At 61.1% G+C, this 13373-nt stretch carries 15 protein-coding genes; 7 read left to right on the top strand and 8 right to left on the bottom strand.

Annotated features, from left to right (window positions below; genetic code table 11):
* Positions 1–2: 2 nt before the first annotated feature.
* Together dnaG and EV664_RS01045 are read right to left on the bottom strand one after the other, a co-directional pair.
* Positions 3–1838, bottom strand: coding sequence for a DNA primase (dnaG, locus tag EV664_RS01040; protein WP_133493839.1), 1836 nt, complete (start codon positions 1836–1838; stop codon positions 3–5).
* A 115-nt stretch (positions 1839–1953) separates the two neighbouring features.
* Positions 1954–2406, bottom strand: coding sequence for a GatB/YqeY domain-containing protein (locus EV664_RS01045; protein ID WP_133493840.1), 453 nt, complete (start codon positions 2404–2406; stop codon positions 1954–1956).
* A 144-nt stretch (positions 2407–2550) separates the two neighbouring features.
* Between EV664_RS01045 and carA the strand changes: the two genes are divergently transcribed.
* The 5 genes from carA to EV664_RS01070 all read left to right on the top strand — a co-directional run bounded on the left by carA (position 2551) and on the right by EV664_RS01070 (position 9077).
* On the top strand, positions 2551–3720 hold the full coding sequence (carA, locus tag EV664_RS01050; RefSeq protein WP_133493841.1) for a glutamine-hydrolyzing carbamoyl-phosphate synthase small subunit: 1170 nt from the start codon (positions 2551–2553) through the stop codon (positions 3718–3720).
* A gap of 10 nt (positions 3721–3730) precedes the next feature.
* Positions 3731–4507 (top strand): hypothetical protein, encoded by a 777-nt coding sequence (locus EV664_RS01055; RefSeq protein WP_133493842.1) that lies wholly within the window; start codon positions 3731–3733, stop codon positions 4505–4507.
* Positions 4507–7833 (top strand): carbamoyl-phosphate synthase large subunit, encoded by a 3327-nt coding sequence (gene carB / locus EV664_RS01060; protein WP_133493843.1) that lies wholly within the window; start codon positions 4507–4509, stop codon positions 7831–7833. Before EV664_RS01055 ends, carB begins: the two co-directional genes overlap by 1 nt.
* A gap of 78 nt (positions 7834–7911) precedes the next feature.
* Complete coding sequence (greA, locus tag EV664_RS01065) at positions 7912–8388, top strand: transcription elongation factor GreA (RefSeq protein WP_133493844.1); 477 nt, start codon at positions 7912–7914, stop codon at positions 8386–8388.
* 20 nt (positions 8389–8408) lie between these two features.
* The gene (locus tag EV664_RS01070; protein WP_133493845.1) at positions 8409–9077 is read left to right on the top strand and encodes a rhomboid family intramembrane serine protease; all 669 of its coding nucleotides are present in this window, start codon (positions 8409–8411) and stop codon (positions 9075–9077) included.
* Positions 9078–9081: 4 nt separating this feature from the next.
* Here EV664_RS01070 and EV664_RS01075 read toward each other — a convergent pair whose 3' ends face one another.
* From EV664_RS01075 to EV664_RS01095, 5 genes are all read right to left on the bottom strand, one after another.
* Positions 9082–9312, bottom strand: coding sequence for a DUF4170 domain-containing protein (locus tag EV664_RS01075; RefSeq protein WP_133493846.1), 231 nt, complete (start codon positions 9310–9312; stop codon positions 9082–9084).
* Between the two features lie 85 nt (positions 9313–9397).
* Positions 9398–9844: a DUF883 family protein gene (locus tag EV664_RS01080; RefSeq protein ID WP_162848744.1), complete on the bottom strand. Its 447-nt coding sequence runs from the start codon at positions 9842–9844 to the stop codon at positions 9398–9400.
* 50 nt (positions 9845–9894) lie between these two features.
* The gene (locus EV664_RS01085) at positions 9895–10173 is read right to left on the bottom strand and encodes a hypothetical protein (protein WP_133493847.1); all 279 of its coding nucleotides are present in this window, start codon (positions 10171–10173) and stop codon (positions 9895–9897) included.
* Positions 10170–10523: a phage holin family protein gene (locus tag EV664_RS01090; RefSeq protein ID WP_133493848.1), complete on the bottom strand. Its 354-nt coding sequence runs from the start codon at positions 10521–10523 to the stop codon at positions 10170–10172. Before EV664_RS01090 ends, EV664_RS01085 begins: the two co-directional genes overlap by 4 nt.
* Positions 10524–10540: 17 nt before the next feature.
* Positions 10541–11089, bottom strand: coding sequence for a hypothetical protein (locus EV664_RS01095; RefSeq protein ID WP_133493849.1), 549 nt, complete (start codon positions 11087–11089; stop codon positions 10541–10543).
* Between the two features lie 149 nt (positions 11090–11238).
* Here EV664_RS01095 and eno point away from each other — a divergent pair, with 149 nt between their 5' ends.
* Positions 11239–12516, top strand: coding sequence for a phosphopyruvate hydratase (gene eno, locus EV664_RS01100; RefSeq protein ID WP_133493850.1), 1278 nt, complete (start codon positions 11239–11241; stop codon positions 12514–12516).
* A gap of 3 nt (positions 12517–12519) precedes the next feature.
* On the opposite strand, the gene EV664_RS01105 is transcribed toward eno, so the two are convergent.
* Positions 12520–12891: a tRNA-binding protein gene (locus EV664_RS01105; RefSeq protein WP_133493851.1), complete on the bottom strand. Its 372-nt coding sequence runs from the start codon at positions 12889–12891 to the stop codon at positions 12520–12522.
* Positions 12892–12936: 45 nt separating this feature from the next.
* Here EV664_RS01105 and EV664_RS01110 point away from each other — a divergent pair, with 45 nt between their 5' ends.
* Entirely contained in the window at positions 12937–13248 is a 312-nt protein-coding gene (locus tag EV664_RS01110) for an FtsB family cell division protein (protein WP_133493852.1), read from the top strand.
* Positions 13249–13373 lie beyond the last annotated feature (125 nt).

Below are 13373 nucleotides of genomic sequence, written 5' to 3' on the forward strand. Positions count from 1 at the left end.
CTCTATTCGTCCGCCAGTATCAGATTTGCAAGACGCGCTTCCAGCTTCTGCTGTTCCCGTATCAGACCCACCTGGCGTTCGAACGCCGCGTCGCTCCCGCTTGCCTTCAATTCCGCAGTGGCACGCGCCAGCGCGGCATCGACGGCCGGTCGTGCGACCAGCACCGCAATCGCTTCGTCCAGATCGGCGATCGCTTTCGCCTCATCCGCCTCGGCCTGGGTGAAGGAAAACGCCACCGCATCGGCCCGCAGCAATTCGTTCGCGATCGATCCGAACCCGGACTTCGCCAATATGGTGCGTAAACGCTCGCCATCAAGCGCCTGATCCTCAAGCGCCACATCGACCACCGCTTCGAACAGCCGCCCAAGCGCGCCATCGGCAAGGCGCAGCGTGCCGAGCACTTCCATGTGCCGGGCGATCTCCGCCGGGTGGCGGATCAGGCCGGCAAGGATCGCCTTTGCCAACACCCGGTCGATACCGCCGGAATTCACGTTGCGTACGATCGTGGAGGGCGGCGGCTCGGGCGGCTTCCACGGTCCGCGACGTTGTCCCGGCTTCTGATATTCGCGGCGGCGCGCCGGGGCGGCGAAGAGCCGGTCATAGCGGCGGCGGAACTCCGCGACATATTCGCTGCGCACGATCGGATCGGCGATGCTTTGCGCATGATCGCCCAACCGGCGACGAAGCCCCGCGCGCGCTTCGGGCGTGTCGAGCGGCTCCGCTGCTACTTCATGCGCCCAGATCCGCTCGGCGAGCGGGGTGGGCGCGGCGAGCAGCGCCTCGAACGCATCGGGCCCTTGCTGGCGCACCAGATCGTCGGGGTCGAGCCCTTCAGGAAGCGTGACGAAGCCAAGGCTGCGTCCCGGCCCCAATAGCGGCAGCGCGCGAAGCGCCGCGCGCATTCCGGCTTTTTGTCCCGCCGCATCCCCGTCGAAGCATAGCAGCGGAATGTCGACCATCCGCCAGAGCCGTTCGAGCTGCGCCTCGGTCATCGCGGTGCCGAGCGGGGCGACCGATTCGCCGAATCCCGCCTGTGCGAGCGCGATCACGTCCATATAGCCCTCGACCGCGATAACGCGGTTCGCCTTGCGCGCGGCAGCCTGCGCCCGGTCGAGATTATAGAGGTTGCGCCCCTTGTCGAACAGCGGGGTTTCGGGCGAGTTCAGATATTTGGGCTCGCCATCGCCGATGATCCTTCCGCCAAAGGCGATCACGCGACCGCGAACGTCCCGGATCGGGATCATCAGTCGCCCGCGAAACCGGTCATAGGGTTCCTTGCCCTCGACCTGGATCAGCAGCCCTGCCTCGACCAGCTTGGCATCGCCATAGTCGCTTAGCGCTTGACGCAGTTTCGAGCGCGAATCGGGAGCGAACCCCATGCCGAACATACGCGCGGTTTCGGGACTGATCCCGCGCCGCTGCAACAATTCGCGCGCCTCTGCGCCGCCGATCCCGTGCAACTGCTCGGTAAACCAGCGCGCGGCATCCTCCATCGCCTCGCGCAGCCCCTTTTGCCGCTCGGCGCGTTCGGCCGAGCGCTTATCGGGGGCGGGGACTTCCATACCCGCTGCCTGAGCGAGTTCCTTCACCGCATCGATAAAGGGCAGGCCGCGCTGATCGGTCATCCAGCGAATCGCATCACCGTGCGCGCCGCAGCCGAAACAGTGATAAAAGCCCTTATCGTCGTTGATCGTGAAGCTTGGCGTTTTTTCCTGATGGAAAGGGCAGCAGGCTTTCCATTCACGCCCCGCGCGCTGCAGCTTCACCGACTTTCCGATCAGCGTCGAAAGCGTCGTGCGCGCGCGCAATTCGTCGAGAAAGGCGGGCGACAAACTCATGCGGGCGATTATACCTTAGAAAACGGACTGCGTATCGTCGGCATTTCAAAATGCGCGAATGTACCGGGGCTCTGCCTCCTTGCGTTTCTGCAAAGAGGCAGAGGGTACAAGCCCCTTAGCTGAGCGCGCCCTTTACCAGTGCGCTGGCCTTGCTCATGTCGAGCTGGGTGCCGTGGCGGGCTTTCAGTTCGGCCATTACCTTGCCCATGTCCTTCATGCCGGTGGCGCCGGTATCCGCCTTGATCTGCTCGATCGCGGCTTTGGTTTCTTCCTCGTCCATCTGGGCGGGGAGGAAACGTTCGATGACGGCGACTTCCGCTGCTTCGGCTTCGGCGAGTTCGGCGCGACCGCCCTTTTCGTACATTTCGATCGATTCCCGGCGCTGCTTCACCATCTTTTGCAGCACTTCGATCACATGCGCATCGTCATCCTCGATCGGGCCGGTCGTGCGCGCTTCGATATCGCGATTCTTGATGGCGGACTGGATCAGGCTGATCGTGGCGCGGCTTTCCTTGTCACCGGCCTTCATGGCGGCGATCTGCGCGGCCTTGATATCGTCGCGAATCATATTCTCTCTCGGATGCAAATGGGAAACATCCAAGATAGCGCTCATTTCGTCGGATTAACAGATTGACGGGTGCGCCGCTCGGGTCTAGCCGAACGCCCTTAGCGACATTGCAAGACAACCCCTGATACGGAGAGCCGGACGCTCATGCCCGACGCCCAACCCACGCCTATGCCCGATGGAGCCACCGGGGTTTTGGTATTGGCCAGTGGCGCGGTGCTATGGGGCAGAGGCTTTGGTGCCGAAGGTGCGGCCGTCGGCGAAGTGTGTTTCAACACCGCGATGACCGGATATCAGGAGGTGCTGACCGACCCCAGCTATGCGGGGCAGATCATTACCTTCACCTTTCCGCATATCGGCAATGTCGGCACCAATGCCGAGGATATCGAAGCGGACGATCCCCATGCACTGGGCATCATCGTTCGTGAGGATGTAACCGAACCGAGCAATTTCCGCTCCGCAGAGCGGCTCGATGTCTGGATGAAGGAGCATGGCCGGATCGGCCTGTCGGGGATCGATACCCGCGCGCTGACCCGGCGCATTCGTGAGGGCGGTGCCCCCAACGGTGTGATCGCGCATTCGGCAGACGGCAAGTTCGACCTCGACGCCTTGCTGGCGCAGGCGAAGGGCTGGCCGGGGCTGGAGGGCATGGACCTTGCCAAAGACGTGACGGCGAAGACGCATTATGGCTGGCAGGGCGGTATCTGGCGGCTTGGCTTCGGCTATGAAGATGCCGGGGACGAGGGCGAACGCCCGCATGTCGTGGCGCTGGATTATGGAGCGAAGCGCAACATCTACCGCAATCTGGTGCGGGCAGGGGCGAAGGTCTCGGTGCTGCCCGCCAATGCGACCTACGAAGACGTTATGGCGCTGAAGCCCGACGGCATTTTCCTGTCGAACGGCCCCGGCGATCCCGCCGCGACGGGCGAATATGCCGTGCCGGTGATCCGGCGGCTGCTGGATGAGAAGATGCCGATCTTCGGTATCTGCCTCGGGCACCAGCTTCTCGCGCTCGCCGTGGGGGCGGAGACGACCAAGATGTTTCAGGGCCATCGCGGTGCGAACCATCCCGTAAAGCGGCTGGAAGACGGCGTGGTGGAAATCACCAGCATGAACCATGGCTTTTCGGTGAAGACCGAAACGCTGCCGCCAAGCGCGCGCGAAACGCATGTGTCGCTGTTCGACGGATCAAATGCCGGCTTCATGCTGACCGACCGCCCCGCCTTCAGCGTGCAATATCACCCCGAAGCCAGCCCCGGCCCGCAGGACAGTTTCTATCTGTTCGAGCGGTTTGTGGGGATGTTGCACCAAAAATAAGGGGGCAATCATGCCGCATGATAGTGATGAAAAGTCATATGTAATAGAATCTTATATAGTCGCCGGGTTTGGGGCGGTAATTTCCAATTACCCTGCCGATCAAGTTCGAAATATGAACAAACGGCGAGACTTTCTGGAAATATTTTCTGAAGAATTTGGTCGAGATTTGCCTGAATTGGCTTTAGATCTGGCTTTGGATTTAATGGCGGATTTGCAACTTGTCGACCTGAATGATGATGAATTCGTCGGTACTTATATTACGACGCAAAAGACGGCATTTTTGTCGCGATTTAAAGAAATTGCGCAGTACTTGCACGGTAGTCCAATAGCCATAGTTGCGAAGGCCGGCCGGCCTTGGATAGAAGAAGTCTTTGCGAACGAGATGTTTTGGGATCGTGTTCAGGAGAGGTTGTCCGATCAACAATCTGATGAGAGTAGGGAAATTGAAGAAAATTTCGAGATCCCGGCCTCAGATAGAACTGTTAGCCTTGTTCACAATTCCGCCGAGCGGATTGAGATTGAGCAGGGGTTAAATGAAATTTCTGATACCTTGCGGACTAGTAATGAAGTCGCGGAGGTGTTGGGTGACGACCGAGAACGGATTTCAGCCGAAGTTGAAGGTGTTAAAGCTGTACTGAAGTCAGAGCGGGTAAGGCTTGGGTACATCCGCGACTCTGTTTTGAAGGTTCTGGGCGAGCTCTCTAAGAAACTTAAAGATAACGCGATTCAGCTGGTGGTTGATCGCTTGCTCATCCTTTTTGAAAAGATTTTGGATCATTATCTCTAATGCCCAAACGCACTGACATTTCCTCCATCCTCGTCATTGGCGCGGGGCCGATTATTATCGGTCAGGCATGCGAGTTCGATTATTCGGGCACGCAGGCGATCAAGGCGCTGAAGGAAGAGGGCTATCGCATCGTCCTCGTTAATTCGAACCCGGCGACGATCATGACCGATCCCGAGCTGGCCGATGCGACCTATGTCGAGCCGATCACGCCCGAAATCGTGGCGAAGATCATCGAAAAGGAGCGGCCCGACGCGGTGCTTCCGACGATGGGCGGGCAGACGGCGCTCAACGCCGCGCTCGCGCTGTTCCGCGACGGTACGCTGGAAAAATATGGCGTAACGATGATCGGTGCCGACGCCGATGCCATCGACAAGGCCGAGGATCGGATCAAGTTCCGCGACGCGATGGACCGGATCGGCCTCGAATCCGCGCGCTCGGCGATTGCGCATACGATCGAGGAAGCGGTCGCGGCGCTGGAGGTTACCGGCCTTCCCGCGATCATCCGGCCCAGCTTCACGATGGGCGGCACCGGCGGCGGCGTTGCCTATAACAAGGACGAATTTCTGAAGATCGTCGCGGGCGGGCTTGATGCCAGCCCGACCACCGAGGTGCTGATCGAGGAATCGATGCTCGGGTGGAAGGAATATGAGATGGAGGTGGTCCGCGACCGTGCGGACAATGCCATCATCGTCTGCGCGATCGAGAATATCGATCCGATGGGCGTGCACACCGGCGATTCGATCACCGTTGCACCTGCGCTGACCCTGACCGACAAAGAATATCAGGTGATGCGCAATGCGAGCCTCGCTGTGCTCCGGGAAATCGGTGTAGAAACAGGGGGTTCCAACGTACAGTTCGCAGTCAATCCGAAGGATGGGCGGCTGGTCGTTATCGAGATGAACCCACGCGTTTCGCGTTCCTCGGCGCTGGCGTCGAAGGCGACTGGCTTTCCGATTGCCAAGGTCGCGGCGAAGCTGGCCGTCGGCTATACGCTCGATGAAATCACCAACGACATTACCGGCGTCACGCCTGCGAGTTTCGAACCGACGATCGATTATGTCGTGACCAAGATTCCGCGCTTCGCCTTTGAAAAGTTCAAGGGTTCGGAGCCGATCCTCGGCACCAGCATGAAGTCGGTCGGCGAGGTCATGGCGATTGGCCGCAATATTCACGAAAGCCTGCAAAAGGCGCTGCGTGGGCTGGAAACCGGGCTTTCGGGCTTCAACACGGTTGCGCGTCTGGTCGGTGCGACGCGGCCCGTGATCGAGGCTGCGCTCGCCAAGCCGACGCCCGACCGACTGCTCTGCGCGGCACAGGCGCTGCGCGAAGGCTTTACGGTTGCCGAGGTGCAGGCGATCACCAAGTTCGATCCGTGGTTCCTTGAACGCATTGCCGAAATCGTCCGCGCCGAGCAGGAAGTTTGCAAGAACGGCCTGCCGCGCGATGCGGCCGGCATGCGCCGGTTGAAGGCGATGGGCTTTTCGGACAAGCGGCTGGCTTGGCTGGCGCTGCAATCGGCCAATCTGCGCGATGGCAGCGCGGCACGCGGCGGCGGCCTGATCCACGACGCGGTAAAGGCGATGACCGGCGGCGTGACCGAGGCCGAAGTGCGCGCGCTTCGCCACAGGCTGAACGTGCGCCCGGTGTTCAAGCGGATCGACACCTGCGCCGCCGAGTTCGAGGCGAAAACGCCCTATATGTACTCGACCTATGAAGCGCCGAGCTTTGGCGAACCGGAAAATGAGGCGATGCCGAGCGACCGGAAAAAGGTTGTCATTCTGGGTGGCGGCCCGAACCGGATCGGGCAGGGGATCGAGTTCGATTATTGCTGCTGCCATGCGTGCTTCGCGCTGGAGGAGGCCGGGTTCGAGACCATCATGGTCAATTGCAACCCCGAAACCGTCTCCACCGATTATGACACGTCCGACCGGCTCTATTTCGAGCCGCTGACGGCGGAGGATGTGCTTGAAATCCTGCACGTCGAGCAATCGAACGGCACGCTGGCCGGGGTGATCGTGCAGTTCGGCGGTCAGACGCCGCTCAGCCTTGCGCGCGCACTGGAAGAGGCTGGTATCCCGATCCTCGGCACCTCGCCCGATGCGATCGATCTTGCGGAAGACCGCGAGCGTTTTGCCGCGCTGGTCGCGAAGCTTGGCCTGAAGCAGCCCGAAAACGGCATTGCGCGCAGCCGGGATGAGGCGATCGCGGTGGCCGAGCGGATCGGCTATCCGGTGCTTACCCGGCCCAGCTATGTGCTTGGCGGGCGGGCGATGGAAATCGTCGATTCGACGCAGCAGCTCGAAGAATATATCGAAACCGCGGTTCAGGTTTCGGGCGATAGTCCGGTGCTGATCGACCAGTATCTGCGCGATGCGATCGAGGTCGATGTCGATGCGGTTGCCGATGGCGATACTGTCGTGGTGTCGGGGGTGCTGCAGCATATCGAGGAAGCGGGCGTCCATTCGGGCGACAGCGCATGCTCGATCCCGCCCTATAGCCTGCCGCAGGACATTATCGAGGAAATCGAGCGTCAGACCGATGCACTTGCCCGCGCGCTGAAAGTTCGCGGCCTGATGAACATCCAGTTCGCGGTGAAGGATGGCGAGGTCTATCTGATCGAAGTCAATCCGCGCGCCAGCCGGACGGTGCCCTTCGTCGCCAAGGCGATCGGCACGCCCATCGCCAAGATCGCGGCGCGGGTGATGGCGGGCGAAAAGCTTGCCGACCTGCCGACGATTGACCGCAATATCGATTATATCGCGGTCAAGGAGGCGGTGTTCCCCTGGGCGCGCTTCCCGGGCGTCGATCCTGTGCTCTCACCGGAAATGAAGAGTACCGGCGAAGTCATGGGAATCGATAATGATTTTGCCGTGGCCTTTGCCAAGTCGCAGCTTGGGGCCGGGGTCACGCTGCCGAAATCCGGCACGGTGTTCGTTAGCGTGAAAGACAGCGACAAGCCGGTGATCCTGTCTGGCGCGCGCATGCTTGCCGACCATGGGTTCACCATTGTCGCGACGGGCGGCACGGCGGACTATCTTGCTGAACAGGGCATTGCGATCGAGCGCGTTAACAAGGTGGCGCAGGGCCGTCCGCATATCGTCGACCGGATCATGGACGGTGGTATCGATCTGGTCTTCAACACCACCGAAGGCTGGCAGTCGCTGAAAGATTCGGAGTCGATCCGTGCGTCGGCGGTCGCGCGCAAGATCCCGTATTTCACTACTGCGCCCGCCAGCAACGCGGCGGCGCAGGCGATTGTCGCGATGTCGAGCCGATCCCTTGAAGTACGCCCCTTGCAGGCCTATTATCTCCGTTCGCACGATTGATCCCCGCAGTTTGAGAAAAAGGTGCGGGCGGTCCTTTCAGGGCCGCTTGGGGACGGGGATATTGACAGGGAATTGAATATGGCGACCGTCGAAAAGATGCCGATGCTGGCCGAAGGGCATGCGAAGCTCTCCGCCGAGCTGAAACGTCTGAAAGCGGAGCGTCCGCAGATCGTCGATGCGATCGAGGAAGCGCGCGCGCATGGCGATCTTTCGGAAAATGCCGAATATCATGCCGCCAAGGAGCGTCAGGGTCAGGTAGAGGCGTCGATCGCCGATATCGAGGACAAGCTCAGCCGCGCGCAGGTGATCGATCCGACCGAATTGTCGGGCGACCGGATCGTGTTCGGCGCGACCGTGACCTTGCTCGACGATGACGACAAGCCGATCAAATATCAGATCGTCGGGCAGGCCGAGGCCGATGCCAAGACCGGGCGGATTTCCTACAATTCGCCGCTGGGCCGCGCGCTGATCGGCAAGCGGGTCGATGATGAGGTCGAGGTGACCGTTCCGTCGGGCGACCGCTTCTATCTGGTGCAGAAGATCGAATTCATCTGAGGCGAGGGCCGGATTTGGACATGCATCGCGGGGGAGGTTCGGGGGGTATCGTCGCCCGGTTCGACGCCCCCGCGACGGCGGTGATCGGCGGTCTCACCATTTTGGTTAGCCTGATCCTGATCGGCCTTGGCATGATCGATCCGGCGGCCCTATGGGCGGGGTTTATCCCTTCGCGGATCGGCGGCATGTCGCAGGCGGCGGATTATTATTCGCTCGCCCCGCTATGGCTGACGCCGCTCACCGCGACGCTCGTGCATGCCGGGTTTCTGCATCTCGGCTTCAACATGATCATGCTGTTCTATACCGGGCGCGAGACCGAGCAGGGTCTTGGCGCGCGCGGGATCGTCGTGCTGTATCTCGCCGGCGCTTATGCGTCGGCCTTTGCGCAATGGATTGCCGGACCGGCGAGCCAGATGCCGATGATCGGGGCGAGCGGGGCGCTTTCGGCGATCGTTGGTGCCTATTCGCTGCTGTATGGCCGTTCGCGTGCAAAAGCGGTCGGGCCGATCCCGGCGCGCGTGGTGCATGTCGTCTGGCTGGCGCTCGCCTGGACCGGAATCAATCTGTTGCTGGGCGTGCTGAGCGCGCGGTCGGGAAGCCCGATCGCGGCCGCGGCGCATGTCGGCGGTTTCGTCGCCGGGCTTGCGCTTGCGCGGCCGCTTTTGATGTGGCGCTGGAAGGGCGCCTGATCGTTCAGGCGTCGGTCGGCGCGTCCATATCAGGTTCGAGCAGACGGTGCAGATGCACCACGACATATTTCATTTCAGCATCGTCGACAGTGCGCTGCGCGGCCGCGCGCCATGCCTTTTGCGCGCTCGCATAATCGGGGAAGATGCCGACAAGGTCGATCTTCGACAGATCGGTGAAATCGAGCGTGCGCGGATCGCTGACACGCCCGCCGAACACTAAGTGCAGCTTGCTCATGGAGTCTCCTGGATATGGTGTCGGGCGAGAGCGCATACCCACTCCCGCCCGTCACGCAACCCCGGAATAGCCCGAAGGACCCGGTTCAGCCTGCTTTTGCGTTGCTCGCGGCCGATTTGCCCGCTTTGGTCGCGGCGTCGACGACGTGCGACAGCGCGCTCGACGCCTTGCTCTTCGCCTGATCCTTATCGGGGGCGAGCGATTCGAGTTCTTCCTTGCCAGCATCGCGCGCGGCGATAAAGGCTGCGGTCGCACCCTCGGCAAGCCGCTTGCCGAGCGGGCCGAGCACTTCCTTTTCGCGCTCGGTACGCGGGATCAGCGATCCGGCGAGCAGGCCGACGGCGACACCGCCGACCAGCACCGAAAGCGGATTGCCTTCCAGCCCGTCCTCGGCGCGGTGAGCAGCGCTCTTTGCCCGCTCCTTGCTGTCGGCATAGGCCTTGTTCGCGCCTTCGCGCGCGCGGTCGGCGGCATGCGATGCCCGGTCGCGGACGCCGTGATTGTCATTGGTCGATTGGGTGGAGTCCGTCATCTCGCGCTTCCTTATTCTTTGGGGCAAGTCGTAATCGCCCCGATCTGTTCCTAACGTTTGGTTGCCGCAGCGGTTGCCACACGCTTCGACCGGCACCGTCGCATCGCGGCATAAGCCGGGCGAGCGAACAGCAGCACCGCGATCCCGCCAAGGATCAGTCCCGCCTTCGCGGGTTTGTTGACTGCCATGCGTTTGGCCCCGCAAGCGGCATCGCCTGCCAGATTGGCCGGTTTCACCCGCATGCGCAGCGCATCATAAGTGCCCAGCATCTGCGCCTTGGCGATCTCCCGGCTTGTGCGCGCACGCGCCACATCGCTCTGATCGGTCATCGATCACCTCCCGTCGGGCTGCGCAGCGCCCGTTTGACATGGTCGAGAGCCGATAGTCCCAATATGGCCGCTATTGCGAGCGTCAGACCGATCACGATCAGCGTCGCCCAAAATGCACCCACATAGGGAAGAAGGATCAAAATCCCGCCGATCAGCAAAGCGATCAGCGCTGCATTGGCGAGCACCAGTGCCAGCACGGCGAACGCGATCGCCATTTTGGCATCGCGCATGCGATCGCCGATCAGCGCCTGATAAAAGCCTATCTCCGCGCTGATCCATGCCCGCGCATCACGCATAAGCTGACGCGCCAGCGCGATGATGCCTGCGGCTTCGCTGCTATCGTGCTTCACTCTGCCCCCGCGACGCCTCAATCGAAATCATCTTCATCGAAGCCGTCGCCGGCCTGATCGATTCCGGCTTTGAGCACACGGGCAAGCAGAAATCCTGCCGCAGCAGCAGCACCGATCGCGATTGCCGGATTTTTGCGGACGAACGTGCGGGTATCGTCGAGCAGTTCCTCAACTTCGCGCGAACGCAGCGTATCGGCGAAACCCGATACCTGACCAGCGGCGGAACGGGCATATTTGCCATATTGTTCGCCCATATGGCTGTCGACGCTGCCGGCCGCGTCGTCGAGCAGCTTCGCGAATTCATCGATCGCGCCGCTCGCCCGATCCTTGCCGTCCCTGGCGTAGCCGCGCGCTTTTTCGCCTGCCTGTTTGCTCAGCTTGCTCGCCTCATCCTTGATCATCGTCTTTGCCGATTTTTTGGTCGATTTGCCCTTGCCGGTCTTCTTGGCCGGTTCTGCGGGCTTTGCCTTTGCCGCTTTGGGCGCGGGCGCGGTCGCCGTTTCGTTCGGCGTCGCGCTGGCCGGACCGGTCTTTACCGGCTCGGCGGGGAAAGTGTCGTCTGCCATGTCGCGAAATCCCTTTCGTAATTCCATCGAAACAACCGCGACCGCGCGTCGCGGTTCCATCTGCCTGAGCAATTGCCGTTCGTGTCGCAAGACGATACACGCTCGCGGCAAAGGCGCATGTCCCGTGCCAGACTTAAGGAGACCGTTACGTGACCGCAATTATCGACATTCACGGCCGCCAGATTTTCGACAGTCGGGGCAACCCGACCGTCGAGGTCGATATCCTGCTCGAGGACGGAAGTTTCGGTCGCGCGGCAGTGCCTTCCGGCGCATCGACCGGCAAGCATGAAGCGGTCGAAAAGCGCGACGGCGACAAATCGCGCTATATGGGCAAGGGCGTGAGCCAGGCCGTCGAAGCAGTGAACGGCGAGATTGCCGAAGCGCTCCTTGGGCTGGATGCCGAAGATCAGCTCGACCTTGATCAGGTGATGATCGATCTCGACGGGACCGAAAACAAGGGGCGTCTGGGCGCGAACGCGATTCTGGGCGTTAGCCTTGCCGCGGCGAAGGCAGCCGCAGATGCGCGAGGGCTTCCGCTCTATCGCTATGTGGGGGGCGTGGGTGCGCAGATGCTTCCCGTCCCGATGATGAATATCATCAACGGCGGCGAACATGCTGATAATCCGATCGATTTTCAGGAATTCATGATCATGCCGGTCGGTGCCGACAGTATCGCCGACGCGGTGCGTTGCGGTTCGGAAATTTTTCACACGCTGAAAAAAGGGCTGAGCGAAAAGGGGCTTTCGACCTCGGTCGGCGATGAGGGCGGTTTCGCGCCTGCGCTGGCATCGACCAAGGATGCCATTGATTTCATCATGCGGTCGATCGAAGCAGCAGGCTATATGCCCGGCGATGACGTGATGCTCGCGCTCGATTGTGCCGCGACCGAATTTTTCCGCGACGGGGCGTATCATATGGAAGGCGAGGGCAAGGTGCTCTCTCCCGAAGAAATGGCGGAGTACCTCGCCGATCTAAGCCGCAACTATCCGATCCTCTCGATCGAGGACGGGATGAGCGAGGATGATTTCGAAGGCTGGAAGATCCTGACGCAGAAGATCGGCGACAAGGTGCAGCTGGTCGGCGACGATGTATTCGTGACCAACCCGGCGCGGCTCGCCGACGGCATTGCGGGCGGCTATGCCAATTCGCTGCTGGTGAAGGTCAACCAGATCGGTACGCTCAGCGAGACGCTGGAAGCGGTCAATATGGCGCATCGCGCGTCGTATACGGCCGTAATGTCGCACCGGTCGGGCGAGACCGAGGATTCGACGATCGCCGATCTCGCGGTTGCGACCAATTGCGGTCAGATCAAGACCGGCAGCCTTGCCCGGTCGGACCGGCTTGCCAAGTACAACCAGCTGATCCGGATCGAGGAAGAGCTGGGCGCGGCGGCGCGCTATGCCGGTCGCTCAATCCTGCGTTTCTGATTTTCAGAACAGGCGCGAGCCGTTGTCGACGGGGTGGGCGGGCGCGATCAGCACGACCTCCCCATCGGCATCGGGCACGCCCAGCACCAGCACTTCGGACATGAATGGCCCGATCTGGCGCGGCGGAAAGTTGACGACGGCGAGCACCTGCTGCCCGATCAGCGTTTCCGGCGCATAATGGCGGGTGATCTGCGCGCTGGACTTGCGGATGCCGATCGGCGCTCCGAAATCGACCCAGAGTTTGATGGCGGGTCGGCGCGCTTCAGGGAAGGGCGCGGCATCGGATATGGTTCCGACCCGAATATCGACGGCAAGAAACTGGTCGAATGCGATATCGGGTGCCGGGCGTGCATTTTTTTCTGGCAAAGCGTGCATCGTTATTCCTTGATTCGCGCTGGATTCTGAAGGATTATCGCACCCATGTCGCGTTCGTCTCCTTTTGCCGCGATGCTTCGCCGTGCCGGACTTCCGGCAGCAGCGATCATCTTCATGGCTTTTTTCGGCTATTATGCCGTGCTGGGTCCGAACGGTATCATGGCCTATCGCGACTATCAGCAGCAGCTTGTGCAGAAACAGGCCGTTTATGCAAAACTCGACAAGCACCGTCAGATCCTGCGCAATCGCAAGGAACAGCTCGATCCGCGCCATGCCAATCCCGACATGGTCGACGAACTGGTGCGAAAGGAGCTGAATGTCGTGCATCCGGACGAGAAAATCATCCCGCTGGATTGAAAAACCCATTTTTTGGAATGAACGCCATGCATAAAATGCGCGTTGGCGTTGCGGTCGGGCGGTTAAGCGTTTTATAGGCTCGGCACTTTCCTCCTCCCCTAGGACAGAGGTTTCCTATCGTGGCC

The organism is Stakelama pacifica (assembly GCF_004361835.1).
Lineage (GTDB): Bacteria > Pseudomonadota > Alphaproteobacteria > Sphingomonadales > Sphingomonadaceae > Sphingomonas > Sphingomonas pacifica.